Annotated in this window: 27 protein-coding genes; 7 read left to right on the forward strand and 20 right to left on the reverse strand. The window is 37.2% G+C overall.

The window, feature by feature from the left end:
• Window positions 1-55: 55 nt before the first annotated feature.
• The 6 genes from CH361_RS03380 to CH361_RS03405 form a co-directional block, all read right to left on the reverse strand.
• A complete protein-coding gene (locus CH361_RS03380; RefSeq protein WP_100789450.1) occupies window positions 56-1,381 on the reverse strand; it encodes a S8 family peptidase in 1,326 nt (441 codons plus the stop codon).
• An 11-nt stretch (window positions 1,382-1,392) separates the two neighbouring features.
• The gene (locus tag CH361_RS03385; protein WP_100789451.1) at window positions 1,393-2,379 is read right to left on the reverse strand and encodes an AAA family ATPase; all 987 of its coding nucleotides are present in this window, start codon (window positions 2,377-2,379) and stop codon (window positions 1,393-1,395) included.
• A gap of 106 nt (window positions 2,380-2,485) precedes the next feature.
• Window positions 2,486-2,827: a hypothetical protein gene (locus tag CH361_RS03390; protein WP_100789452.1), complete on the reverse strand. Its 342-nt coding sequence runs from the start codon at window positions 2,825-2,827 to the stop codon at window positions 2,486-2,488.
• The gene (locus tag CH361_RS03395; protein ID WP_100789453.1) at window positions 2,827-5,160 is read right to left on the reverse strand and encodes an Eco57I restriction-modification methylase domain-containing protein; all 2,334 of its coding nucleotides are present in this window, start codon (window positions 5,158-5,160) and stop codon (window positions 2,827-2,829) included. Before CH361_RS03395 ends, CH361_RS03390 begins: the two co-directional genes overlap by 1 nt.
• Before the next feature lie 9 nt (window positions 5,161-5,169).
• Window positions 5,170-6,597 carry a hypothetical protein gene (locus CH361_RS03400; RefSeq protein ID WP_100789454.1) on the reverse strand — a complete coding sequence of 476 codons (1,428 nt, stop codon included), beginning with the start codon at window positions 6,595-6,597 and terminating at the stop codon, window positions 5,170-5,172.
• Window positions 6,598-6,739: 142 nt separating this feature from the next.
• Entirely contained in the window at window positions 6,740-7,456 is a 717-nt protein-coding gene (locus CH361_RS03405; protein ID WP_100790001.1) for an MIP/aquaporin family protein, read from the reverse strand.
• A gap of 134 nt (window positions 7,457-7,590) precedes the next feature.
• On the opposite strand from CH361_RS03405, the gene CH361_RS03410 reads away from it, so the two are divergent.
• The gene (locus CH361_RS03410; protein ID WP_100789455.1) at window positions 7,591-8,892 is read left to right on the forward strand and encodes a malic enzyme-like NAD(P)-binding protein; all 1,302 of its coding nucleotides are present in this window, start codon (window positions 7,591-7,593) and stop codon (window positions 8,890-8,892) included.
• Window positions 8,893-9,074: 182 nt separating this feature from the next.
• On the opposite strand, the gene CH361_RS03415 is transcribed toward CH361_RS03410, so the two are convergent.
• Together CH361_RS03415 and CH361_RS03420 are read right to left on the reverse strand one after the other, a co-directional pair.
• Window positions 9,075-9,524 carry a DoxX family protein gene (locus CH361_RS03415; RefSeq protein ID WP_100789456.1) on the reverse strand — a complete coding sequence of 150 codons (450 nt, stop codon included), beginning with the start codon at window positions 9,522-9,524 and terminating at the stop codon, window positions 9,075-9,077.
• Between the two features lie 71 nt (window positions 9,525-9,595).
• A complete protein-coding gene (locus tag CH361_RS03420) occupies window positions 9,596-10,471 on the reverse strand; it encodes an AraC family transcriptional regulator (RefSeq protein ID WP_244279536.1) in 876 nt (291 codons plus the stop codon).
• A 266-nt stretch (window positions 10,472-10,737) separates the two neighbouring features.
• Here CH361_RS03420 and CH361_RS03425 point away from each other — a divergent pair, with 266 nt between their 5' ends.
• From CH361_RS03425 to CH361_RS03440, 4 genes are all read left to right on the forward strand, one after another.
• Window positions 10,738-11,109: a phasin-related domain-containing protein gene (locus CH361_RS03425; RefSeq protein ID WP_100789458.1), complete on the forward strand. Its 372-nt coding sequence runs from the start codon at window positions 10,738-10,740 to the stop codon at window positions 11,107-11,109.
• Window positions 11,110-11,284: 175 nt separating this feature from the next.
• Complete coding sequence (locus tag CH361_RS03430) at window positions 11,285-12,121, forward strand: LBF_0142 family lipoprotein (RefSeq protein WP_100789459.1); 837 nt, start codon at window positions 11,285-11,287, stop codon at window positions 12,119-12,121.
• Between the two features lie 124 nt (window positions 12,122-12,245).
• On the forward strand, window positions 12,246-12,485 hold the full coding sequence (locus CH361_RS03435; protein WP_100790002.1) for an AbrB/MazE/SpoVT family DNA-binding domain-containing protein: 240 nt from the start codon (window positions 12,246-12,248) through the stop codon (window positions 12,483-12,485).
• Complete coding sequence (locus CH361_RS03440) at window positions 12,482-12,874, forward strand: type II toxin-antitoxin system death-on-curing family toxin (RefSeq protein ID WP_100789460.1); 393 nt, start codon at window positions 12,482-12,484, stop codon at window positions 12,872-12,874. The genes CH361_RS03435 and CH361_RS03440 overlap by 4 nt, the downstream gene beginning before the upstream one ends.
• Before the next feature lie 218 nt (window positions 12,875-13,092).
• Here the strand turns inward: CH361_RS03440 and CH361_RS03445 are convergent, their stop codons facing one another.
• From CH361_RS03445 to CH361_RS03485, 9 genes are all read right to left on the reverse strand, one after another.
• A complete protein-coding gene (locus tag CH361_RS03445) occupies window positions 13,093-13,689 on the reverse strand; it encodes an energy transducer TonB (RefSeq protein ID WP_100789461.1) in 597 nt (198 codons plus the stop codon).
• 1 nt (window position 13,690) lies between these two features.
• Window positions 13,691-14,113 (reverse strand): ExbD/TolR family protein, encoded by a 423-nt coding sequence (locus CH361_RS03450; protein WP_002972391.1) that lies wholly within the window; start codon window positions 14,111-14,113, stop codon window positions 13,691-13,693.
• Between the two features lies 1 nt (window position 14,114).
• A complete protein-coding gene (locus tag CH361_RS03455; RefSeq protein WP_100743556.1) occupies window positions 14,115-14,534 on the reverse strand; it encodes an ExbD/TolR family protein in 420 nt (139 codons plus the stop codon).
• Window positions 14,535-14,554: 20 nt separating this feature from the next.
• On the reverse strand, window positions 14,555-15,394 hold the full coding sequence (locus tag CH361_RS03460; protein ID WP_100789462.1) for a MotA/TolQ/ExbB proton channel family protein: 840 nt from the start codon (window positions 15,392-15,394) through the stop codon (window positions 14,555-14,557).
• An 85-nt stretch (window positions 15,395-15,479) separates the two neighbouring features.
• Complete coding sequence (locus CH361_RS03465; protein ID WP_208861392.1) at window positions 15,480-16,259, reverse strand: cobalamin-binding protein; 780 nt, start codon at window positions 16,257-16,259, stop codon at window positions 15,480-15,482.
• Window positions 16,259-16,954 carry a potassium channel family protein gene (locus CH361_RS03470; RefSeq protein WP_100789464.1) on the reverse strand — a complete coding sequence of 232 codons (696 nt, stop codon included), beginning with the start codon at window positions 16,952-16,954 and terminating at the stop codon, window positions 16,259-16,261. Before CH361_RS03470 ends, CH361_RS03465 begins: the two co-directional genes overlap by 1 nt.
• An 8-nt stretch (window positions 16,955-16,962) precedes the next feature.
• A complete protein-coding gene (locus CH361_RS03475) occupies window positions 16,963-18,780 on the reverse strand; it encodes a TrkH family potassium uptake protein (RefSeq protein ID WP_100789465.1) in 1,818 nt (605 codons plus the stop codon).
• Window positions 18,777-19,463: a hypothetical protein gene (locus CH361_RS03480; protein ID WP_100789466.1), complete on the reverse strand. Its 687-nt coding sequence runs from the start codon at window positions 19,461-19,463 to the stop codon at window positions 18,777-18,779. The genes CH361_RS03475 and CH361_RS03480 overlap by 4 nt, the downstream gene beginning before the upstream one ends.
• Window positions 19,464-19,493: 30 nt before the next feature.
• Window positions 19,494-20,804 carry an amidohydrolase family protein gene (locus CH361_RS03485; RefSeq protein ID WP_100789467.1) on the reverse strand — a complete coding sequence of 437 codons (1,311 nt, stop codon included), beginning with the start codon at window positions 20,802-20,804 and terminating at the stop codon, window positions 19,494-19,496.
• A 56-nt stretch (window positions 20,805-20,860) separates the two neighbouring features.
• On the opposite strand from CH361_RS03485, the gene CH361_RS03490 reads away from it, so the two are divergent.
• Together CH361_RS03490 and CH361_RS03495 are read left to right on the forward strand one after the other, a co-directional pair.
• Window positions 20,861-22,177: an MATE family efflux transporter gene (locus CH361_RS03490; RefSeq protein WP_244279538.1), complete on the forward strand. Its 1,317-nt coding sequence runs from the start codon at window positions 20,861-20,863 to the stop codon at window positions 22,175-22,177.
• A 15-nt stretch (window positions 22,178-22,192) separates the two neighbouring features.
• Window positions 22,193-23,950: a patatin-like phospholipase family protein gene (locus tag CH361_RS03495; RefSeq protein ID WP_100789469.1), complete on the forward strand. Its 1,758-nt coding sequence runs from the start codon at window positions 22,193-22,195 to the stop codon at window positions 23,948-23,950.
• 198 nt (window positions 23,951-24,148) lie between these two features.
• On the opposite strand, the gene CH361_RS03500 is transcribed toward CH361_RS03495, so the two are convergent.
• From CH361_RS03500 to CH361_RS03510, 3 genes are read right to left on the reverse strand one after another with little or no spacing between them, the layout of a single operon-like run.
• On the reverse strand, window positions 24,149-25,144 hold the full coding sequence (locus CH361_RS03500) for an SPFH domain-containing protein (protein WP_100789470.1): 996 nt from the start codon (window positions 25,142-25,144) through the stop codon (window positions 24,149-24,151).
• A gap of 20 nt (window positions 25,145-25,164) precedes the next feature.
• Window positions 25,165-25,692, reverse strand: a complete 528-nt coding sequence (locus CH361_RS03505; protein WP_100789471.1) for an LIMLP_15305 family protein — start codon at window positions 25,690-25,692, stop codon at window positions 25,165-25,167.
• 1 nt (window position 25,693) lies between these two features.
• Window positions 25,694-26,764, reverse strand: a complete 1,071-nt coding sequence (locus CH361_RS03510; protein WP_100789472.1) for a zinc ribbon domain-containing protein — start codon at window positions 26,762-26,764, stop codon at window positions 25,694-25,696.
• Between the last annotated feature and the right edge of the window lie 67 nt (window positions 26,765-26,831).

The raw sequence follows: 26,831 nt of genomic DNA on the forward strand, positions 1-26,831 counted from the left end.
CTAGAAAAACCTTGAATTGGAATACACCTGAAGATGAAATACGGACTCTTGTGCGTTAAATTCTTGAACCTACCATCAAAAATAATCTTTTGGGGGCTTTTTCTTCTACATTACCAAATGCTAAATTATCAATGGTAGCCGACCAAGAGGTTGGTTCTCCTTTTTGATTTGTAGATTCCCTGGAAGTTACTGCTAAATTAAAAACTCTTTTTCTTTCGATTGCCAAAAGTTCGGCTCTCGCAACACATTCTTGAGTTATGAATCCATATAAATTTTCTGGGTTATTACCGTTTGGCGGTAACACTTTAACAGACTCAAGACTATGGTTTAATTCTATTGGATCGTTACTGATAAGTAATGGATATAAATCTCCATAAAGGGCAAGCCCTGCCATTTCCGTCCCGTGTCCGGCATGATCGGATTTTCCCCAGTTGGGATTGTAAGTATCCGTATCACTTTGAGAAATACTTTGATCAAGTAAGGGATGAGAATAATTAATACCCGTGTCCAATACACAAACTGCAAAATCTTTGTGATTATCATCTCGGGAAACTCTTTCTATGAAATTTTTTCCCCATTCCTCTTCTTCTATTGAATCCATTTCTAAAAAAGAGGCAGGTGTGTCTTTGAAAATTCGGATTTCAGAAATACAATCGAGTAATAGAATAGAATGCTTTAATTGATTCATCGAAGAACGAATCAGAAAAACTGTCGTTTCAGGAAACTTCAATGGTTTTTCAGAAACAAAGATTCCAGGTTTCTCCGCCTGTTCCCTAAATCGATTGATGATTGAATTTCTATTATCTCCAACTCTAAGCCAAGCTTCCAAGAAAATTTTTTGTTCGAGGTCTTCTGGGAATGGCTTACTATCAGACCAAAAATTTTCCAAAGCTGACAGTTTTATTTTTTCAATATTGGCGATTAATTCATTGTTACTTGGAATACCCCTTCTTCTATCCTTATTAGAATCTAGGTAATTTTTTATCTTTTTTATAAAGACATCAAGTTTACCTTCAGGAATCCTCACCGTAGTAAAAAATTTATTATTGATTTCTTTTATTGAAAGAATTTCAATTTTTGATTTTACATCTTCCAAGCTCTTAAATTTCAATTCAAAGCCTTCCCAGCTTTCAAAGGTAATTCTAATACCAGGTTGAAAATCAAATGATTCTTTTCTTTCCTGATCAAGTTGGCTAACAAAATCTATTTTTGCTTTTTGTACATCAGATAATAAGCTCTGACCATGTTCCTCACGATTAGAAATTGCCTTAGTCCTAGTTCGTAAATAATCTTCTGACGGAATGAATGTACTTGGGTTTGTAAACTTATTTGTTTCCGCTCGAAGTCTCAATAAAAGATGTCTGTATTTTTCATCAGCCATTATAACTAGGATTAACCTTTAAGGTTTTTAAATCCTTTTCGTTCTTCCAAACATTGTATTAAATCTTCTTCCAATATAGTTTTTTTATCTCGAATTACAGTTTTCTTAATCGCATCATCGCAGGATTTAATTATATCTGCGAAACTCAAATGATTGGCAGACTTTGCAACTTTCTTGATCGATCCAACTAATTTATAAAGACGAATTCTATTTTTAATGATTTGTTCGATCAGTTTCTCATCCGGTAGATCATATTCCAGTATATCATCAAAACGGCGGTACAGGGCATGGTCTAAGCTATGTTGATTATTTGTAGCAGCACAGATTAAACTGTTAGAAGTGTCCTGTTCCATAAAAACAAGAAAGCTGTTGAGTACCCGTCGAATTTCGCCCACATCATTCGTAAAATTTCTTGTGGTACCGATAGAATCAAACTCATCAAATAGATAAACTCCTCTGGTAGCCATCATTGAATCAAAAATCAAACGAAGTTTGGCAATAGTTTCTCCCAGATACTTACTCATTAGACCATCCAATCGAACTGCAAACAAGGGCAATCCGAGTTCTCCTGCCAAAGCAGAGGCTGTCATTGTTTTACCACAACCAGGAGGGCCTACAAATAGAATCTTTCTACGCGGATGTAAATCATGAGACTGTAACTTGGAATAATGTCTTTGCTCTTCCAATATCCTTTCGATTCTTGAAAAAATTTCTTTCTTAAGCACCATATCAGCAAATCGAATTTTGGGATAAGAAACTGCTAAGATCTCAGACAATTCCCCTTTTGGTTTGATAATAGGAACAGGAAATTCTTTCTTTTTTGACAGAAGAGACAATGACTTAGCTTCATCGATCATTGACTTTAACTCGCCAGCTAATTTTCCGTGACCACTCCTTGCCTCTGTTGCTGCAATTTGCATAGCAATCGAATAGAATCGGTCTTCATCGCCGTCCAAATGGCTTTTAAACAGGGCTTTTATTTGGTCAGAAGTTGCCATAATTTGATTATACCATCATTGTCGGACAAAATGAGAATCTTATTTTCAGAATGTTTGTTTTATTTGCACTGAACCATTGAATACAATTCACTGAGTAATTCATGGACTATATTGCGTTACCAATGACCTGAAGAGTCATACCAACTGAGATAGTATACATCCCCCTCACAAACCATTTTTTTTCTTCTCTTTCGCGTTTCTTTTCCAGCTCTCCTGCATCCATAAAAGAACCAAAGTGAGGGGTTTTTAAAGAAGCAATCAAAACTCCAATGATATCAATATACAATCCTATAATAGAAAGTAGCTTTGAAAACGAACAGTACTGATTTGCATATACATGAAAAATGCCAACAAATGAACAAATTGTGCTGATACATATAATGATGGTATGAAATTTATTCCATTCTACCTTGATTTGGTCATCAGTAGGATACTGTAGATTAGACATTAAAACGCTCCCTCTACAATCCTTATCTCTTCTTCGGTTAGTCCATACAACTTGTAGACCATCAAATCAATGTCAGAATCCGTCTTAGAAATAATTTCCTGAATTGCATTTGCTTTAGATTTCTCCTTCTCAAAATAATCCATCCACTCAGCTTTTTGATCTAATTTCAATTCAATCTTTTTCTTTTTCAATTCGCCAATGAATTCCTCAAAGGTAAGTTTATACCAATCTTCCAATTTATCAGATAGTTTTGCTATTTTTAAATCCGATTGGAGTATTTTGGTGAATTTCTTTTGAATCTCTTGGATCTCTTTGTGTTGAGAAAGCATAATATCGGCTAGTTGGATAAGTTTATCATACTCGAATTTCTGAATAACATTTGATATTTCTAATACTGGGATTGGAAAACTTTTTAAGTTTTCTATTTTTACTTTAGGGAAAATTTCATCAGTTTCATCATTCTTAGATTTAAAGTAAAATGACATCAACGTAGAGTTTATCAAACTAACTATAAAACTTAAGTTTAGTTTACAATCTTCTTTTGGCTTTGCAATGAATACTGTTTGGTCTATTATGAATTTCTCGGTAATGAGAGTTGAGAGTAATCTTTCGCCTGGAATTTGTCTTAATACTATCCTTACTCCAGTAAAATATTTAGGTTCTCTAGGGGCAGCTAACCAATCTCCATATTTTATCCATGTATCCCCATCCCAATTATAAAAATAACGTCCAACATGTTTTCCTTTGAGTTCTGGAGAAAAACTATTATCAGTATTTTTTTCAGAATGATACGCCCTGTTTTTGATAATATCATCGCTTTGTCCTCGATATTTATCGTAGGCATTAACTCCTCTTGTTATATCAAAAAAGGTTTCTAAAGATACGGAAACATTTTCCATTTTTTTTATTATAGCATTTGAACTAAAATGTCTCAAATTCAGTCTTTGATTACCTGAAAGATCAAATAGATTCTGATTGTAAGTTCCTATTTCTGTCATCTTAGATGGATTTTTAAATTCTAATACTTTGATCTTATTATTAGCCTTAAAATAATGCATAGAAATTACAACGGTTTCAACATTTACGTCAAAAGTTTCCTTTAAGCAATAAACAAGGTAGGAGATGGAAGATTCATTTAGAATCATTTTTCTTATTTTTGTAGCCTTTACATTCCCTAACCAAGAATTCGGAATAATCATTCCAACTCTACCTTTTTCATGCTTACAATAAAGTGATTTCTCAACAAATAAAATATATAAGTCAGACTGATATTCGTAAGTAGAATATTTTTTTGTGAAATATATCTTTTCTTTTTGTTCAATATTTTCTCTAGAAAAGACATACGGCGGATTCCCCACCACACCATCAAACCCGCCTTTATCGATAAAGACATTCGGAAAGTCAAGTTCCCAATGGATGGGGTTGTAATCTTTGTGAACTTTCTTTGCTACTTGGAATAATTTGATTTCCCAAGCTTCGAGATCATTTCCTGTCGCAAGTTTTTTTAGATATTCGTTGGATTTCTCGATGCGGATCTTTTGTAGAAGTTTGTTCTTGTGCGCATCGTAAATAGAATGGATTTCATCCGTTTTCTCAGCGAAGGCGATGGCAAGTTCAATGTTAGCTAGGTACTTTAATTTTTGTTGGTTGGGTTTAATAACGGATTCATAGTATTTCATCCGTTCTTCAACACTTTCCAAATCAAAGTATTTTTTAAATTCTTCTTTGAAATCTTCGACGACGTTTTTATACAACTCGTCATTGTCCCCAAAGAGCATCCTTTCTTTGGATTTGGAATCCAATTGAGATGAGAAAGTTTTTTCTTGGCTACCAATAAGAGAGTCACCGCAACGGAGGTTATAATCAAAAAATTCCAACTTTCTATTTCTTTGGAGGGTGTAGATCCAGATAGAAAGTTTAGCAAGTTCCACTGCCATAGGGTTTTTATCTACACCATAAATACATTTCTTTGCTAAAATACGCTTATAGAGCCCATTCTCTGCTTCTTTAAGCAATGCTTCCAAATCTGCCTGTGCTTTACTTTTTCTACCTGGTTTGTTGGTATACTCCTCTAATTCATTTTGTATCAAAGCTTCAATTCGATCGTTGACATAGCTGATTACTTCCACAAGAAAGTGACCACTTCCCATAGCAGGATCTAATATGCGTAAGGTAAGGGTTTTTGCTATTTTTTCCTTTATGGAAAGATCTTCTTTCTCGATATCATCAATCAATGGGCCAAGAGTAAACTTAACGATAGTTTCCACAATGTAGTCGGGAGTATAATAACTTCCGGAAGCTTTCCTTTCTCCTTTGTCGTTAACTAGATACAAATCTCCCTTTCAGAGATTCCTAATTTTCTTTTTATCACTTAATAAAGAAATCGTAATGTCTTCGTTTGCTTTCGCGAGTTTGTATTCCAGTAGCCCTTCATAAATAGTTCCGAGATGACGTACTTCAAGTACGGAAAAATCTACACGAAGTGGTTTTTGCGTTTTTTTATCAATGGTTCTGGTAAGGTAGTCAATAGCATTGGCATAGAGGATATTATCAATATCAAATCTATTTAAAATGGTATGTTTCACCGTAGAAAACAATCCTCCGTTGAACTCGCGATCGATTTCTTCAAATACTCCATTGATATCGTAGTCATCATTTTTATCGGAGATATTGTCTGCACCCTCCGGTATGTTTCCTATTTGATTGTAAGAATCAATTTTATCCAACAATTGGTAAAAAACGGTATCCACTTTGCGATGTTTGAAAAGATTTCGATGGTCAGCATAGAGTAAAAACAATATTCGAAATAAATAAACTAAGGACTCGGTATAGATTATATCTAAAATGACCTTTTCAGTTCCGGGATGGTTGATATCAATTTCAATAATAGAGTTTTCTTCTAAATGTCCCTGCATTTCAGAATATTTTTTGAATTCATCCCATTCTCTTTTACCAGAATTATAGATTCTAAAAAGTCCCGTAGCTATCAGTTCCAAACTGAGGTAGACTTGTTTTCGTAGATCATCAGAAACTTCGGATTGTAATTTTTTGGAACCAGATTCAACAGAAGTTAAGTAAGATTTGCCTTTAAACGCTTCTTTAGAAAAGAAAAACCAGAATGTTTTAAATTGGTCTAAGTCTTTACTTTTAATAATCTCTTCCAAATTGATCTCGAAGAATTTATCAATTTCTGATCTGTAAGAATAGATTCTCCAGTATTTTCCATCAGTGAGAATTCCGAAAGGAACTTTGGCTTTTTGTTCTTTAGGATTTATATTATCTAAATAAGATTTTTTGATTTGCCATATAGGATCGGAATTATCGTTTTTTATAACATTATAATACCCCTCCAATTTCCCCCATGCTTTAGCTTCACAAATAGTTGAACAAGAGGAATATCTAATCGCATTCTTCTCGTTTTTGTTCTTATGAAATATCCCTTTATCCTCTTCAGTATAGAAAAAAGCGTAGTCAATGAGTTTTGTGCCTTCTTCCACATCTTCGCTTTTTTTCGAGGTTTGGACTTCATAAATATGACCAAGTTCTTTAAATACTGGCCTTAGAAAATTTTCCTCAAGCTGAGCCTCTGAGAGGTCTTTTAGATTTTCTTTATAATAATATTTGCATATTTCTTGAAATTTTTCATTCAAAATACCTTTATCAATATTTTTGTAATCTTGCAGATCTTCTAAGTGATTTTCTAAGAAATCCATAGAGAAAAGGTTTGAACGTAAGAACCTTGTAATACTTGTATCTTTTAATTTTAACATGTTTAGCGACTTTATCTATTGCAAACGTAGTGAAATCTTAATTTATTAGGAAATCCTGTCAAAATTAAATCAAATGAGATTTTACTAAATCCTTTACTTAGGTAGTATTATACTTCACTTTATTTTATTCCCTCTCCACCAGTTACCCTATCCCCCACCGAATCACAAGGGCTGCAATTCCCCCACCCGCTAACGGAATCACTACGGGAAGCCAGGCATAAGTCCAGTTGGATTTTCCTTTATTGGGAATTGGTAAAAGCCAATGGGCAATCCTTGGACCGAGATCTCTAGCAGGATTGATCGCGTAACCAGTTGTTCCTCCCAGGGAAAGCCCAATGGCCCAAACAAGAAGTCCAACAAAAGCAGTTCCCATAACACCAGGTGCTCCTCCGTTTTGCGGAGAGAAGATGGCATGGATTCCGAAAATTAAAATAAATGTTCCGAGCCCTTCACTGATGATATTTGAAGTTGTATGTTTGATGGCAGGTGATGTGGAGAAGACTGCTAGAATGATTCCAGAATCTTTGGTTTCTTTCCAATGGGGAAGGTAATACAAATAAACCAGTGTAGCTCCGAGGGCTGCTCCCGCAATTTGTGCGAGGCTGTAGGGGAGAAAAATGGAAAAATCTCCCGATTGGATACAAACGGAGAGTGTGACCGCAGGATTGAGATGGGCTCCTGGACTTCCTAAGGTCTTAGCAACGAGAACGCCAAAACAAACGGCGAGTGCCCAAGCAGTGGTGATTGTGATCCAACCTGCGTCTTTTGCCTTTGACTTTTCTAATAAAACACCTGCAACAACACCATCACCTAGAAGAATAAGAACAGCTGTTCCAAAAAATTCACCAATCAGTTCCAAATTTGCCCCCTCTGGCATTTCATAAGGACTTTATCTAAAGGGACATAGAACTTCCATCAACCTTTTTTGGAGAGGCTTCCTTTCAATTTATTCTAGGATTTTCCGTTGAATCATAAATCGTGGGAAAATAGACCATGAAAAATAGCGCGCTTGAGTATCACTCTAGGTTTCCGAAAGGAAAAACCAAAGTAGTTCCGACAAAACCAACGGAGAACAGTTACGATCTCTCTTTGGCCTACTCTCCTGGCGTCGCTTATCCTTGCCTCGAAATCGAAAAACAACCTGAGCTTGTTTATGAATACACAAACCGAGGAAACTTAGTCGGAATCATCACCAATGGAACTGCTATTTTAGGTCTTGGCAATATTGGAGCTTCCGCTGGAAAACCAGTGATGGAAGGAAAAGCAGTTTTATTCAAAAAATTTGCCGGTATCGATGTGTTTGATATCGAAATTAATGAAACCGATCCTGAAAAATTTATCACGATCGTAAAAGCCCTTGAACCAACGTTTGGTGGAATCAACTTGGAAGACATCCGTGCTCCAGAATGTTTTCATATTGAAAAAACTTTAGACCAAAGTATGAAGATTCCTGTTTTCCATGATGACCAACATGGGACCGCAATCATCTCTACAGCAGCCTTATTAAACTCTCTAGAGCTTACCGGTAAAAAAGCGGGTAACTTAAAAGTGGTCATCAATGGAGCCGGAGCTGCTGCCATTTCCATTGCAGAGATGTTAACTCATATTGGAGTGAAACACGAGTCCATTTATATGTTGGATTCACGTGGTGTCATCAATCACAAACGTACTAATTTACATGAATCTAAGTTACCTTTTGTTCGCAACACCGATGCAGAAACTCTAGAAGATATTTTTCCTGGAACTGATGTGTTTATCGGTGTTTCTGTGGCCAATGTGGTGACGGAAGCCATGGTAAAATCAATGGCTGAGAAACCGATTATGTTTGCTCTTGCCAATCCGGATCCAGAAATTCCTTATCCCGATGCCAAACATGCAAGACCAGATCTCATTATGGCCACAGGCCGCAGTGATTATCCTAACCAAGTCAATAACGTACTTGGATTTCCATTTATCTTTCGTGGGGCACTCGATGTTCGTGCAAAGGTAGTCAATATGGAGATGAAGTTGGCAGCGGCTTATGCCTTAAGCGAACTCACAAAACTTCCAGTTCCTGTTGAAGTTTCGGAAGCTTATAACGAAAAAGAAATTCGATTTGGTGCAGACTATATCATTCCAAAACCTTTAGATTCACGTGTGCTTTACCATGTCGCACCTGCCGTGGCAGAAGCTGCTGTCAAAACAGGAGTCAACCAAGTAGAATATCCTGGTCGTGAGGCTTATGTGAAATTTTTGGAATCGGTTATGGCACAACAACAAGAATCCATCAGTGCTTTAGAGATCTATACCGACTAAACCCATCAAAATACAACAATCCGTTTTCTAACAAGGGGACGGTTGTATTTTGATTTTGTATTCAAACTAGTTTCGCTTGTGGTTTCTTTTTCATTTTGTTTTCACTCAGTCTATTTTCGTAGTAACATCCGAATCTGACTAATTCACCGGTTACCTGGTGAATCAGCGGATATTTAGTGAATTCAGTTAGATTGAATTTTATTTGCGATCCAACTATCGGCGGCAAACGAACCGCCACCAGCAACCATCAAAATTACTGCGATTCCTATGGCGAGGATATGGTATTCAAAACCTTCCCCAGCTTGTTGGTTGAACCAGTTCATAAAAAATCCATTTTTCCTTACATAAATGGCGGCTCCTATCATGGTGAGTCCAATTCCAAACGAGGAAATTCTAGTGAAGAGTCCCAAAATAAGCCCAAGTGCTCCAAAAGATTCGGCTACAATGACCAAGAAGCCAACGGCATAAGGAATCCCTTCTGATTTAAAAAAATCGAGAGTTGCCGAATACCCATACCCTCCAAACATTCCAGCTAACTTCTGTAATCCGTGTGGAAGGATCACTAAACCCAAAACCAATCGTAATAAAGTCAGAAGCAAACTTGCCTCTGTGTAGAATAATTTTTCTAACATTCCATTCTCCTAATGTCTTAGGTTTATCTTATGGAAAAATGCGTGTTTGGTAAATGGAGAGAATTTGATTTTTATGGTAGTTTTCGTTTCGAAAGCCGAAAGTTTTCAGGTGAGATATTTGTATGGGCTTTGAAAAATTTACTAAAATAAGAATTATCTGAAAATCCTAAAGTTAAGGCAATTTGATTGATATTCAAATCAGAATGGAGTAATAGCCGTTTGATTTCTAAAACTAATCTTTCTTGGATGATTGCCTTTGCCGATTTTCCATAAACCTTTTGACAAAGTTGATTGAAACTTCCACTCGAGATCCCCATCTCTTTTGCATAATAAGAAGTTGTTTTTTGATCTTTGAAATTGGTTTCTAATAACTTAAAAAAATCCCATAACTTAGAATCGATTGTAATTTTGTCTGTGAATGATGTATTGAATTCTTTTAGAGATTGTTGCAAGACCAATTGGATTAAAAGGTAAGTCAAAGAAGAGTTTGGTTTTGTATTCTTTTCACCAAGTAGTCTTTCAAAATCGTTTTTTAATTGTTCTGCATCTTGGATTGCTAGTTTAGAATTTTCATTTCCCGGTTGGAAAAAGGGATAGTTTTGAAAACTGGTAACTTGCCCACCATGTTCGGAGAGGTAATCTGGATAAATTTTGAGAGCAAAACCTTTAACAGGTTTGGAAAAAGTCCAAGAATGTACTTGGCCCGGCCGTAAGAAAAATAGGGAATTTTTTTCAATCGTATGAGATTGAAAATCGATGGAGTGAGTTCCTGTCCCTTCTGTAAAATAAAACAAAGCATAATAAGAATGTCTGTGCGAACTATCAAATTCCTGAAATTCGTTTGGTAATTCCTCTAAACGACCCACGTAAAAATAAGGATTGGTATCATCATTATGAACGTCCGTTAAATGGATCATTGGAATGTTTTTGATTTCAGATTGTATCATAGATGGTGCATTTAGAGTTTTCATTTCTCAGTTTCATTAAAGTAACAAACGACCCGCCTAAATCCAAAGGATTCGAATATGAAAAGATGCGGATAACGGTATTTTTCCCTTTGGGGAGGATTCTCTGGAATTGAATCGTAAACGGGATTACGAAAAAAAAATCTAAAATTTTACAAAATGGGATAAAAAAGTTCTTGTAAGATTTTGTGCAACGCACATAACTGTGTTGTGCATTGCACAATTAGGTGAAAACCAGGAGCTAAATTATGGAAAAACAAATCATGGACATTCTTAACGCAGGTATCGGACTTTTCCAATCAGGAAAAGAAGGTCTTGATAAAGCAAAAACTTCGTTGGAAACTACTTACAATGAACTCGTATCCAAAGGTGCTTTGGACAATACAGAAGACTCTGTAAAGATCCGCCAATCCGTTGACAAAATCCTAACAGACATTAAAGAATTCTCTAGTGTTGCTGGAAAAAACTACGATGAAACTCGTTCTAAAATCGTAGACAACTACAACAAAATTGCTGAAGAAATCAAAGCAAAAATGCCTGAAGGAAAAATTGAATCCGTAAAAGCAAAAATCAATGAAGTTGCGGAATCTATCAAAAAAACAGGTGCTGCAAAAGCATAAGTTTCTCTAAAGAAGAAGGGGTCGGATTCCCGACCTTTTCCCTTTTCTTTCGCCAAAATTCTTTTCTTACGAATGATCATTTAAACATCCGAACTTCTAATACAATCACATCTCACTCCACTTCTATCCACTTTCCCTATTGACAGACGGTTTTTTTTGTTTCATCCTGGAATCAATGTTTCGTTCCCCTGTTGTATTCCTTTTTATTTCTATATTTTCCATTTCTTGTTCTTTGGCTGATCTACGTCCTCCCACCTTACAAAAAGAAGGTTTTAACCCTGAGTTAAAGAAAAAAGGACTGTCGGTGATCACGAATCCTCCTGTGAAAGAACTGACTCCAGGCAATTGGAAAGATTATAAACAAATTCAATTTGTATTAAAGGATGTTTGGCATTCTAAGTTTTTTCGATTTTTTACTCCCATCAAAGATTCAGAACAAAGGCTTCGAGTGTATTTGGATTTTGAAAAAGATGCCATGGAAGTGGAATTTCTTGGTGGAGAGAAAAAAGGTTTTATCCTTGGCCTTGTCAAAAAAGATCCTTACCAAATTGCTGCGGATACCGGAAAGGTTTTTACTGGTGATGATGAAGTAAGAGTGTATTTAGAATCTTTACGGTTGTATTTAACACTTCCTTGGCGACTGACAGAATTCCCGATCGTTCAATATGCAGGTCCTGTTCAAAAGTTAGGCCAAGACTATGAAGTGGTTTATTTTACCTCTGTTCAAACCAATGCCACTCCTGACACAGACCAGTATGTTGGTTACTTTGAAAAAACAAGTGGGGCTCTTGAATGGATGGAGTTTACCTACCGTGAACTTTTTAGTTTCTACAAAGGTGTTTTGAAATTTGGATACTATGAAGTTTGGAATGACAAACAATACCCAAGAAGAATTAGCATTCTCAATAGTTTTGAAGATCCTGATTTTGTTCATGAAATCCGTATCGAAAAAATGGAAATTCCGAAACAACCTATGGAAGAAGAAGATAAAGTATTGGAGTTACCGGAGTAGGGGATGAACGATCAAAATATTGAATCACTAATATAAATTCAGTTTGATGAATTTACTCATGCCAAATGTAGAAAAATCTGCAAAATTCGATTGAATTATTTTGGTTATTACTTATGTTATAACCATGGAAAGTTCATCAGTCAAAAAAACTACGATTCGAGCAATTGGAAATTCATCAGGTGCAACGATTCCAAAGGCACTTTTAGAAAAATATAATTTTCATGAAGGGGACACGGTGTTTCTTGTAGAAACTGAAAACGGTATTCTTTTATCTCCCTATGATCCTGATTTTGAATCAGCAATGGCATTCTATCAAGATGCTTCTAAGAAATACCGAAATGCGCTTAAAGAATTAGCTAAATGAAACAGGAACCCAAGTGGTTAAATCGAAAAATCGCTGAGGCTATTCATTTAGATCAAATTAAACAACACGGTGGTTCGTTAGGGATTCGTGATGTAGGATTACTCGAATCGGCGCTAGATCGACCAAAGAACCAATGGCATTACCAACCTGAGTCTACTATTTTTGAACTCACGGCTTCCCTGGGAATCGGTATTGCTAAAAATCATCCATTTATGGACGGAAACAAAAGGACATCGTTTCTTTTGATGTATGTATTTCTTGCTTCGAATGGTTTCCTTATTGATACATTAGAAGAAGATGTTGTGAATGTGATTTTAAAAGTTGCAGATGGTTCTATAAAAGAAGATGAGTTAGCTATTTGGTTAAAAAAATCATCAAAGCCTAATTAATATAATAAAAGAATATTTTTCTTTAAAGATTAACGATTGTTAGTAAATTTCCGCGAAAGGGATCGTAGCGGAAATCCTGCAAAGCAGATTGCAGCGAAGAGCCCGGTCCACCACCACTCTGGTGGTGGATTCGCCCCAAAAAACATTGAGAAAGTTGGATTTGGATACAGGAAAGGTTTAAGTAACCACTACTAAAGATGGATAGTAGTGGTTACTTTTTAATTCAAAGTAAATCGAATCGGAACAAGAACTTTTACAGTGATGGCTTTTCCTTCTAAGATGGAAGGAGAAAACCGTTTTCTGCGGTAAACTTTGATGGCTTCTTCTTCGAGGCCACCGCCTAACTGCTTTCCTACGGATCTAACTCGTAATACTTCACCTGTGTTTCCAATGATGACTTCTAAAGTCATAGTTCCTGTAAGTCCAAGAGCTTTTGCATCGGAAGTATATTCAGGACGAATATTGGGAGATAAGTCTACTGGGGAAGTAGCACCAGATACGATCGGGTCAGAAGCTCCCGCGATACGTGGGTCTTCTTTTTTCTCTTCTTTTTCTTTGTCGGTAAGATCAAAGTCTCCATCGGTTGGTTTTGAATCAGTGGATGGTTCTTGGATTTGGACATTGTCAATGAAGGCAACTTCTTCCACGAGACTATCTAAACTATCCGTTTCCAAATGAGGAGTGAACCAAAAGAGGATGATGATGGCTTGGACAAAAGCAGAAATAGCAAGACCAGTTTCGATTCGGTACCTGTCGATGAACCGATGGATTCTCTCACGTTTGGATCTTCTTTGTGTAACAACTGTTCCGTTCACGTTACTTTCCTTTTAACCCGCCACCTTGAGTGGTCTTGGTAACGAGGGAAACCTTTAAGGCTCCTATCTCTCGGAGAGTTTCGAATACACTATCCAACTCTTCATAAGTTAAATCTTGGTCCGCATGGATGAGAACTTTCAAATCAGGTGTAGTGGAAAGTTTAGCCCTGATTTCACTCATGGCTTCGTTTAATTCCATCTTCACCGAGTTAAAATAGACAGTCCTCTTTTCATCAGCAGTTAAGTAAAGGTTTGCGATCTTTTTGTTTAACTGTTCTCCACCAGGAACATCGGGTAGATTGATGGGAAGGTCTGGATCTGAATCCAATACGGAGGTTACCATAAAGAACACGAGGAGTAAGAAGGCAATGTCTGCCATCGAACTTACGGGAACTGAAGGTGCGACTCTCTTTCTTCGTAACATATTATTTCTTCTTTCTCACTGAGATTTTTTCAAATCCACGCAGTTGGACTGCTGAAAGTGCATCCAACATCTTTGCATATTTGGTATCGCCGGTTGTAACAATGAGTGCTAGTTTGTTTTTGAGATCCGGGATTTCCATTTGGTTTAGGTCATCACGAAACTCTTTTAAACTAGAATATTCTTTGGTTCCGAAAGCTGTATTACGCATCTTGTATCTGTCTTGAGTGACCAAAATTTCATATACATTCTTTCGTAAAAACGGTTGAGGTTCGGATTGTTTGCGTGGAAGGGAAATGTTAAGTCCTTCCTTTACAAAGAATACGGCAGTTACCATAAAAAATACCAAGAGTAGAAAGGCAATATCCGACATGGATGCTGCCGATATCTCCTCTAGTTCTTGTTTTTTCTTTAACTTAATCATGGTTCGTTACTTTCCGTAGTTTACGCTCTTTTGCCGGCTTTGAGTTTTAAGTATTCTTTGTAAATTTTGTTCGCAGCTTCTTCTACTTCAGAAGTAAAGAAAGCAACACGGCCTTGTAAGTATTGGTAGAAAGTCATTGCAGGAATCGCAACGATAAGACCAGCAGCCGTTGTGATTAACGCTTCTTTAATACCACCAGCAACCACTTTCGCGTTTACTTGGTCAGCATTTGCAATTGCATCGAATGCGTTGATCATACCAGATACAGTTCCAAGAAATCCCACAAGTGGTGCGATAGTAGAAACAGCAGAAAGAACCGTGAGACCTTTTTCTAGAAGTGTCATGACCTCGCCGGCTTCTCTTTCAATCCCAGAAGCAAAAATCTCTGGATCGTTTTGAGAAACTTCCATTCCATTTTTTAATACGTCTGTGATTCTTTGGCCTTCGTTTGCTTTTAAAAATTCTTCAATCCCATTCATACCGGATGCATCGATCGCATCTTGTAAGTCTTGGTTGTATCCTTTTCTTACGAGTTTAGCTGTGAAGAAAAAGTAGATTCTTTCAAGAATCACACCAAATCCAACAATCGAAGAGAGTAGGAGTGGCCACATAGACCATCCACCAGTGACAAATAAACTCACGAGTCCAATTTCAGATTCTTGTTTTGGTGTTTCTGCAGGAGCTTCTGCCACAGGTGCAGGTGTCTCAGCGGGAGTTTCCGTTGTTTGTGTTGTTTCAGTAGTTGGTGCAGCAGGTGTTGATTGTGCTTCGATTTTTCCTGCAAGAGTAAAGATTGTGATAAGTGCGATCACAAAAGACAAAGTGAGTTTCGCTTTTGTCTGGTTACATGAAAAGTTCATGAATGTCTCCATATCTAATTGATATGTTTCAAATTTAGAATATCCTTGTTACAAATAGATTACAGAGAAATGACAAAGAGGGAAATTAGAAGGAGAGTAAGATCTCTCGCAGTTTAGGGATGCCTTCTAAAAATAGGGCAGGCCCTGGTTGTAATATTATGCTCGGGTCCAGTTCAAAAATTCGGTTGGATTTAATAAAGCCCGTGGACTGCCATTCGGGTTTGTTTCGTACCCAGTCCCAGTCCATTGCCTTCCCACACCAAGAACCCATGTAGATGTCTGGATTGGCTTCTTTGACAGCTTCTGCGGTAATGATTCGGTCTTTGGCTAGTTTTTTGTCTTTGAGATGAGAAAAACAGTCTTCTCCACCAGCAAGTTCAATCGCTTCGCTTACCCATTGGATCCCAGTGATGATGGGTTCGTCCCATTCCTGGAAAAAAACTTTGGGTTTTTTTGTTTTGGATTCGTTTTCTTTTTTCCATTCGGTTATGTTTTTTTTCCAACCATCAATCAGTGTTTTGGCTTTATCTGTTTGGCCTACAAGGTTTCCGAGTATTTGCATATTGGAAAGAATTTCAGATATGGATCTTTGATTAAAAATAATAACATTTAACCCACGTTCAATGAGGTCTTTTGCAAGTTGGGATTGGATATCAGAAAAACCGATGACAAGGTCTGGTTCTAAGGATGTAATTTTTTTTAAATTACCGCTGATAAAGGCAGAGACTTTTGTTTTTTCTTCCTTTGCTTTGGGAGGTCGTTCCGTATAAACAGAAATTCCTATGATCCTCTCCTCTTCCCCTAAGAGATATAACATCTCTGTTGGTTCTTCGGTGAGACAAATAATTCTTTCTGGACCCATAATTAAGATTCTAAAAACCGAGCAAGATCTGTTTGTGATCCAAAAAGTACAATCACATCCTCTTCTTTGAGGATAGTATTTCCGTGAGGAATTCCTAAAATTTTTTCGCTTTTAGAATCAGAAGCTCTTTTGGAGTCTTTTTGAGTGAACGGACGTTTGACGGTAATGACATTGATATTGTATTTATGCCGTAAATCAGCATCGGCTATGGTTTGATTGATATAACGTTTGGGAACTGTGACTTCCACCACACTGTACTCGTCTGAAAGTAAAAAACTAGATTTCATTCCCGAAAAGGATAAGGTTTCGGCCATACTCCTCGCTGCACGTTCTTCAGGATTAAAAAGATCTTTGATTCCGAGTAGTTCCAAAACTTTCATTTGTAATGGAGTTTGGTAACGAGCGTATATGTTTTTGACTCCACATTTTTTTAAACTATCTGCACAAATGATGGAAGTTTCAAAATCATCAGCAAGAGCAATCACAGCGTAATCGACATCGGCAATTCCTTGCGATCGTAATGCATGTTCATCGGTGGCATCTAAAGCAACTGCAATGGTAACATTATCTTTGATGGAATCGATGATCACAGGGTCTTTGTCAATCGCAATGATTTCATGTCCGTCTTCAAACAGATAACGAACAAATAACTTTCCAAAACTGCCAATTCCGATGACTGCTATTTTTTTTCTTTGCATACCAAACTTTAACCTACAACCACATATTCTTGCGGATATTCATACGAGATATGATCTACTTTTTTGGAAAGAGCAACAAGTAGAGTTAAAATTCCTACTCTTCCCACAAACATAACAATACAAATATTAATTTTACCATAATCGCTCAAATGAGGGGTGAGGCCTCGAGTCAATCCAACAGTTCCAAATGCCGAAACCACTTCATAACACAAATCAATAAAATTGGCATTTTCGGTCAGTAATAAACAAAAAATAGCAGTGAATATTACGAATAACGATAATACTATGGTAGCACTGGCCCTTGCAATCGTAGAATTAGCAATCGTTCGGTGGCTGATTTCCATTTTTTCTTTCCCCCGAATTTGATTCGTGATGTTCAAAAGAGATATTGCAAAGGTAGTAGTTTTGATTCCACCACCCGTCGAAACAGGAGAAGCTCCGACCCACATCAGAAAAAAAGAAATAAAGGTAATTGGTAGTCCCATTTGATTGAGATCAAGTGTATTAAATCCAGCAGTTCTTGTGGTTACGGAATAAAATAAAGAATGAAAAATTTGTTCTGAGGTGGTGAGGCCTCTCAGACTAAAATTCTGTTCTAAAAAATAATAGGAAATCCAACCAAATGACAAAAGAAAACCAGTAGTCCAAAAAACTAATTTAGAAGTGACAGACCATCGGAATTTAAAATCAAAAGGATTTAACAGTCTTGTACGAATTTGAAATAATACAGGAAACCCAAGCCCACCGATGATGATGAGTAACATAATTACAGATAAAAAACCTTCTGACCTTTGGAAGGATTCTGACATAAGTCCATTTGGTACCAAACTAAAACCCGCATTACAGAACGCAGAAATAGAATGAAAAATTGAATAATAAATCTTTTCAGAGACCGCAATAGAATAGTTTTCTGGAAAACTATAAAATAATAATACAGCTCCAATGGATTCTATAACTACCGTTTGAACTGTGATTTGTTTTAAAATTTCTTTGGCCCGACCCATGGTTTCTTCTGAAAGAAGGTCTTTGATCATCATCGTGTCACTGACAGATACTTTACCAGCAAGGAAGATGGAAAAAAAACTAGTTAAGGTCATGAGGCCAAGCCCACCCACTTGGATGAGAAGTAATACTATCAATTGACCAGTTAAGGTAAATTGACTTGATAAATCTACAGTCGAAAGCCCTGTCACACAAGTAGCGCTGATCGTTGTAAATATAAGGTCAATGGAGCGGACCCCACCGTTGGTAGATTTTGGGAAATGTAAAAAACAAACTCCGAGTAAAATAATCAACGCAAAAGAAGAAACAAATACAATCGATGGGTTTAATTTTTTAGAATCATTTTTTCGAGAGAGCCGAAAGAAATGTGCTAAATTAGAAAATAGAAATAAAACTTGGTTGGCTGATAAAAAGATGAGAGTGGTATCATCACCGGAAATATGATAAGATTTTAGAATAGAAACTATATTCTTTTCATAAATAAACTCCAATCCTAACATAAGTAAAATGATTAGTTCTATTTTATGAAGAGAAACATATTCTTTCCATCGTTTGTTTGTGAAAATTATGTGGATAGATTCATAAAAGATAAAGAACGATACCAAGGTTCGAATGGATAACGTTACATATTCTTTCCAAGTTTCTGGATAGTAAAACCCAAAATCTAAAATCAAAATGGTGACGGATAAGAATCCAAAGAGAATGTATATGGTTCTCCCGATTGGACGGAAGTGTTCTATATAAAACTTTCGAATTTCAAATCTTTGAACCTGTAAATATTGGAAAATTCGATTCAGAAAAACGAAGGATCGTTTGAGCTTCAAGGGTAAACTTCGGCTACTTGTTTTTTCTTTTCGCGATGTTCTTCTAATCTTTGCCTGTCTACATACGCATTCGCTCCAGAAAGACCCGTTGAACCACCCAACATGATGATACTTCCTGCAATTGTTTTTTCAATGGCAAATGCAGAGGCAACAGCTGCAGAGGCACCTAAAGCAAATGGTAATGTTAAAAAGAAAATGATATAGGCTCTTCGAAACTTTGTTTCTTCATAAACAGAGTCTTCATCAAATTCTTCTTTTTGTTTTTTCTTTAGTTCTTGTTTGGTTCTGCTTTTCTGTAACTGGTTCTGTAGCGCCTGTTCGTTGATTTCTCCTGTCAGTGGGTTGATGGGAGAATTTTGAGCACCCGTCAAACTATAAGGATTGGTGGCATTTTGGCTAGAATTGGATGAAGTTCTGGAATTGAGAAGAGCTCCAGCACCAGGAATGGAATCGATCCCACTGTATTGGGTTTTCGCATTTTTGGGGGTTGCTAGAACCGGTGTTTCAAACTTTGGAGGAAGGGTGACATCCTGCAAAACATTGGATTCTGGGTCTGACTTAGGAATGTTTCTTAAGTCGTAATTATTTGTGTCGTAAAAACCCTCTTTGGTTTGTCCGAGGAGAGGCCCCATTACTAAGGGAACCACTATCATTGGCACAAATAATTGGGAAAAAATCCGCATACATTCCAGTTTACTTAATCTCTATCAGGGTCAATCCAATTCACGACCGGAAAGTTTGGTGGATCTGTAAGAAAATGACTTTTCTCGGATGGATTCTAAATCTTTTTCCGAAACACCTGCCGTATGGGCATGTCCATACTCTTCAGACATTGTGGTTCCAAATAAACCAGGATCATCAGATCCTATACTAAGTTTGATTTCGTTTTGGAGAAATCTTGTGATGGGATGATCAATATGTGATTCTAACATTCCAATGTAAAAATTAGAAGATGGACAACATTCAATCACAGCTTCTGTATCAGCGATTTTAGACATAACATAGTTTTGGAAGGTATGTAAGTATTGGGACTGGGTTTCATCAAAAGGAATTTTTAGAAGTTCGGAATCAGGTTTTGTTTTTAGATCCTTACGTTTCAGTTCCAGTTCTTCTTTGGAAAAAAATGGACCAAAGCTCGTGATTTCTTCGTAAGATTCCAATTCACATTCCACTTGGTCTTTGGCTTCAGAAACAAGTTCTGTTCTTTCATCACCTAAAAAATAATCAGAATCAATTCCGAGAACAAGGGCATGGCCTAGTCTATGTGCTCCATTCATTGCTGATTCCAAAACCCAACGTGTTGCAGAGAAAGGTGTTTTATCACGAAAACTTTCTCCAACATGGTAGAGGATCGATAAAGCAGTGCTAGGTTCTGCTTGGTTGTCTTTAAGCAGAGATTGGAAAAAAGTTTTTTTATCTTTCGGGGGATGACCTTCTTCAATATGGCAGAAATCAATTCCTACAAGTCCATCTCGAATAACAGATTCTTTTTCCATCCAATTTTTCATCCAATCGTAATGTCTTTCATAATTGACATCTCTATGTAAGGACATCACAAGTTTTGCTTGGATGGATTTACCTTCTTTTTTAGCTAATTCTTCCCCTTTTTTCAGTCCTTCCAATGAGGCCATTAGTTTGCTATAAAAACTTTCTTTAGGTTCTTCTTTACCAAACATCAATCGATATTCTGCATAACTAATACCATCTAAACTATTGGAAAAAACTACATCTTGAGATACTTCTGTAATTTCTTTTTCATCAAACTTAACAAGTGCTATGATAAGATTGAATTTTGCTTGGAAATGTAAAAAAGGTGCCTTCTCTCTGAAATGATAGAGTTTAGAAAAATCTTTGATATCTGCATAGTCCTCAAAAAAGCTCGAAGGTCGAATTTTTACACCATAAGCTTTTTCATAAGCATCTAAATAAAGATGCCATCTTGGTTCGGGGTTATTTTTTCCAATTCGAAACAATGTTTCGGGGGGTAAACATCCATAAAGGTGGTTGTGTAGATCGCAATACATAAAAGAATGACAAAACTATGCTTCACAAAATTAGACGCATCTTGAAGCCAACTCGATTGAATCAGAAAATTCTTGGATTAGCAATCCCAGTTTTTTTTGGAATGATCAGTTATACAGCCATTATGGTAGCAGACACTGCTATGGTGGGAAAATTGGGAGAGGTTCCTCTCGCCGCTGTTGGATTTGGAGGAATGGTTTATTTCTCTATATTTGCCTTCCTTATGGGTGGTTCCATGGCCGTTCAAATCATCGTAGCACGTCGATTTGGCGAAAAAAATGACAGAGGAGTCGGAGTCACTCTAGTCAACTCTGTGTATTTATCTTTGGTGATTGGAGCATTATTGTCCTATTATGGATTTGTTTATTCTCCAGGACTTATGGGTTGGATTGGTGATGATCCCCAAGTCATTGAAGTGGCAGGTGTGTATTTATCTTATCGTTTTATAGGAACAGTTTTGTTCTTTGTTGGGTTCGCCTTACGCGGTTTTTTCGATGGAATTGGAATTGTGCAAGTAGGTATGATTTCCTCTATTTTGGCGGCCCTAACCAATATCTTTTTTAACTGGTTACTCATCTTTGGAAATTGGGGATTCCCTGCTTGGGGTGTGAAGGGTGCAGCCATTGCCTCCAGTTTGTCTTCGATTCCTGCCTTACTCGTTGTTTTCTTTTACCTATTCCGCAAAGATGTTATCAAATTCTTTAAGTATGAAATTTTTACTCCAAGTTTTGAAATCATCAAAGAACTTTGTATGGTTGGTTTTGCTCCTGCGGTAGAAGGAACACTCGTTAACTTTGCTTTTTCTGGTTTTTATAAAATCGCAGGGATGATTAGTACAACTACTTTGGCATCTGCCAGCGTTGTATTAACATGTCTTAGTTTGTCTTTTATGCCGGGTTTCTCTTTTGGAATTGCAGCCACAACAATTTTAGGTCAATCCATGGGGCAAGGAAAACTACGATTGGCTTATGAAGGAACTATGCGTTCTGCTACCTTTTCGGCCATTGTGATGGGAAGTATGGGTCTTTTTTTTATTATCGGAGGACCTTGGCTCATTGGTTTATTTACTGATGTTCCGGCAGTTGCCAAAGCAGCTTACCCAGCACTTTGTATTGTGGCTCTCATTCAGGTGGGAGATGCTTATCATATGGTGATTGGTTCTGCACTGAGAAGCGCAGGGATGATGTATTATGTGATGTTTGTTTATCTCATCGTATCCTTTGTGATTATGTTGCCTCTGGCTTATTTATTCGGGATAGTCCTAGCATGGGGAGCAACGGGAATTTGGTCCGCATTTTTTATTTGGATTTTACTCATGGCAGTGCTTTTTGTCAGAAAATTTCGTAAGAAGGAGTGGGTGAACATACGAATTTAATAGAACGAGGGGAAAATGAAACGAACAGAATTAGAACGACAGGCCATCCAGAAATTTTTAAAGTCTGTGGAGTTGTTCAAAAAACTTTCCCCTGCGGTTTTGTTACGACTTGCCAATAATGTTCAAGAAAAATTAGTTCGAAGCCACGAAGCTCTCTATTACAAAGGAGAGTCTTCGGAATCTATTTACATTGTCCGCTATGGTGAAATCCTACTCGAAAATGTTTCTGGCCAAAGTCATGTATATGTGGGTTCCGGTCAAGTTTTGGCTGAGAACTCGCTAATTTCTAGTTCCAATCATTCTACTTCCGCCATTGCCGTCATTGATACATTAGTTTATGTTTTGAATGGAAAATTATTTTTACAATTAGCCTCACAAGAAAAGGTATTTGCACAAAATATCATTCAAATGATGGGATCCCGCATGCGCGAGAACTTAGATAGATCCAGTCATCATCATAAAGATAATTTATCCGGCTTACGAAGATTATGTGTTCATATTCCTTTAGAACCAGAATATCACTTTGGTGAAAAGATAAAATCTTTCATTGATGAATACGGTGAGACCACCAAAAAACTATCTACGGCCATTCCGATTTCGACCTTTAAAGGAATGGATCCTACCCAAATTTCAGAATATCTAACCAATCTTAGAAACAAAACTCCATTACTTCATATTTACTTTGATGAATCCACATCCAGAATGGATTTACATTATCTTGTAGTTCAATCTGACTTTTTGATTTTTTGGGAAGATGAACCTGAAAAATTCTATAAGGAAAAAGAAGAAATTATCAATTTTTGGAAGAGTCGGCTTCGTAACTTTGAAGGTCGTGCCATCCGTATGATGGAAAGTGGCGTGCGTAAAAGTTACCTTCCTCAAGACCAATCTCTCAAAACTTTTTATCAAAAAGATACCTTAGCAAGGTATCTTGTAGCCAAAACCAGAGGTTTAGCGTTAGGTGGTGGAGGTGCTAGAGCACTTGCCCATGTTGGTTTACTAAAGGTTTTACATAGAGAAGGAATTCATTTTGATTTTGTTTCTGGTGCTTCGATGGGAGCCGTGATTGCTGCTTTATATGCTAGAAAAAATTCACCAGAAGAAATTGAAGAAATGGTTAAAAAATTCTTTGGTGGATTGGAGAGTGCTTTTGATCCCACCCTTCCTATCGTTGCTTTTTTTAAAGGTACACGAATGAAACGAATGTTAAAGAAAGGATTTGGTGACCAAAGGATCGAAGAGTTGCCACTCCCTTTTGCAACTTCCGCTGTAGATTTACAAACTGGTAAGGAACATATTTTTGACCAAGGCCCAATCACCGAAGCACTGACTTGTGCTATGAGTTTGCCTGGAGCCTTTCCTCCTTATCGGCTCGGTGAAAAGTTGTTAGTCGATGGGGGAATGATCAATAATGTTCCTGAAAATCTCATTCGTACGAAAGGTGCTGATGTGGTGATGGGAATCAATGTTTCTCCTTTGCAAGAAATGGTTCCTGTGAAACTTTTTGAAGACCGTAATACAACTGAAAAAGGTTTCTTTCGTTATATTTGGGATACTTTAAAATATCCTCCTATTTTACAAATCATGACAAGAACCATTACTTTGGAAGGACGCGAGATCACTCGTCTCAAACGTCCTAAAATGGATTTGTTTGTTCACTTCCATTTAGAAGAATTTCAGTTATTTGATTTTGCTCGTTACCAAGAGATCATTGATAAAGGTGAAAAGGAAGCAGAAGCTAATTTAGCAGAGATCAAACAATTGTTTTCGTAACTAAGACCATCATATTCGGATGCCTGGCTCTGGTTTGATTGTTTGGAAGGGTGATTGACCAAGTGATTTCAATCTGACTTTTACTCGCTTGAACCAGGAAATAAAATCAGATTAAAAAAGTCCTACATCATCCAGACCACCTAACAAAATTTATATTATTTGTTAGATGGATATTCGGATTTAAAGTTTTCATTCATTTCATAATGAAGATAGAATTTCCTTTTTTTTGGCTTCGAATTCTTCCGCGTTGATAAGGCCCTGGTCGAGTAGTCCCTTTAATTTGGCGATTCTTGCTGCTGGGTCGTTTGCAGCTGGCGCCGCTCCTTGTTGGCCTCCCCCTTGGTTCATCATATTACCCATCATTTGGCCCATATTCATCCCCATTCCCATGCCCATTCCGGCACCCATAGCTCCGCCACCTTGACCTTCATTCTCTGCGGCCGCTTGTCCGATATCGAACATTTTCTTTTGTTGGTATTTGTCTCCGAGCATATCGATTTCAAATTTATCAGTGATGATTTTTTGGATTCGTTGGTAGTTGGGATCATTTTGATCAAAGTTCACCGAAGAGACGTTAAACTCGGTTAAGTCGATGCCATATTTTTCAAATTCAGGAGCTAGTTTGACCCGGCCTGCAGTCGAACTTTCGTCCCTGAATTTATTGATTTCTACAACGGAAGTATTGTTGTTTAAAATGACTTCCGAAATAAAATCTCCAATCCCACGAACAATATTTGGTTTTAAAAACTCATCAATGGACTCGTTTGTAGTTCGATTTCCACCCTTAACCACATTTAGTAAAAAAGATCTGGAATCTTTGATTCGAAATTTATAATCTCCAAATGCTCGAATGTTTAAAACAATTTTGTATTTAGGATCTTCCAAAGGAATGGGGGTATTTGTTCCCCATTTCATAGCAAAGATGGCTTTGTTTACATAATATACTTCTGCGGTAAAGGGAGTTTTACCACCAAACGGAAGATTGACGAGAGCTTCAAGTATTGGAATGTTTCCCGTTTTTAAGGTATGAGTTCCTGGCCCAAAAGTATCCAAAGCTTTACCTTCTTTGAAAAAGATTGCTTCTTGGTTTTCATCCACGACAAGTTGTCCTGCCGTGCTAATTTCATCCGATGGATATTTCCAAACGATTTCATTCGGACTACCTTCAAATTTAATTCTATCTATTAGTGCCATTGTATTGTTTCCTTATCCTATTATTTTAAAAAGATTGAGTTCCTTGATTCAAACGTTGTTTCGAAATCTAAAAGTAATTTGCTTATGGATTCGATCGCTGCTTCTGGGTTTGTAACAAAAGAGGTTGGTAATGTTTCCAAAATTTCTTTTTGTAAGGTTCCGACTTTTTCTAACATCGAAAAGTCATGGTTTAATAGTTTTTCGATTTCCTCCGGTGTGGCTTTGACGCCAGTACCAAGTCCATTGAGTCCATAACCTGCTGAACCAACTTTCATAATGATACGATCCAGTAGTGTGGTTGCCGGATTTGTTTTTCCGATATTTTGGATTTGTGCTTTTGCCACAAAACCTTCTTCCAGTTTACGAAAACTTTCTTTAAAAGAGTCAAGAATTCCTCCCAGTTCCTTACGAATGAGAAGGTCAGTTTTTTCAAATTCTTGGTTCGCTAGAGCTTCTTCAAATAATTTGGTTTCCTTTAAAAACTTTCGAATGGGATCTTGTTCGTTCTTAAATCTTTCTAATGTTGTTTTTAACCAGGTTTGGTCCATTTTATTCCTCTGTTAAACTTCCTTCTAACGTTTGTATGGTGTCGCAAGTAATGTAATTAAATATGACACTTTTTTCTGATTGGTAAATCGCTTTAGGAGCTAGTGATTTCCACTTTGTTTGGTCAAATTCACAATCATGTTTTTCTCCTTTGGTTTCACCGCTAGATTCTGTAAAATAAACCATATACTTTTCTGTTTTGTTTCCTAATCGTTCACAACCAATAGAAGTGCTCGTGCATTCACGAATTTGTGGACTAGGCCAATAAGGTTCTTGAGTCGTTCCAAATCCTTTTGCTACTGCGTTTCGATCAAAGGCCCATTTATCAATACGATAACTACAATGATCATCATAAACTGGTTCTTTTCTGTATCTTGTTGTACAACTTTCGCTTTCGGAAAAAGTACCATCTCCTCTATCCGAACGAACTGTATGGCAATCCTCTCCATCAGCGATACTATTATAACTTCGGATTTGCTGACTTCTCGACACACTGTATGCACCCATAGGCATGGAATCACACCATTCTGATTCAGAAACTGGTTTGAACTGGTCTATGGCGATCGTTCGTGACCATTCATGATGTGTGATTTGTAATTCTACTTTTTCTGTCCATAAAACTCCGAGGCAAACAAATCCAATCCCACCGAAGAGGATGGAACCGAGTAACCACAACACCCATTTAGGAGTTTTGGGATGGGGTTTAATGAATTCAGAATTGGCAAAAGCCAAATCTTCTTTTGCCTTTTGGACTGAGTCTTCGGTGAGTCCGTCCTGGTCGGACCTGAGTTTTACGTTTTGTGCGCCGTCGAGTGAGCCACCGCAGTTTCCACAAAAAGTAGCTTTGGCACCATTGGGAGTTTGGCAAAAGGGGCAAACCTTATCGACCCCATAGTAGACATGGTCTTGGACTGCGACTTTGTCCGCATCATTGGGAAAGTATCGGCGTGTAGGATCTTGAGTGGCCCCACAATTTGGACAATGTCGATGTGTTTTCCCAAGTAACTTTTTCGAACCACAAAATTCGCAGTCCCAAAGCATTTCATAGATTTTTTCTTCTGCCATCGCAACCAAGGTTTATCTGCAAAAAATTGACTTTTGCAAGAAAAATATTTTCAAATCTTAAAATCCAACTTAGAAT

The sequence above is a fragment of the Leptospira brenneri genome (assembly GCF_002812125.1).
Classification (GTDB): Bacteria; Spirochaetota; Leptospiria; order Leptospirales; family Leptospiraceae; genus Leptospira_A; species Leptospira_A brenneri.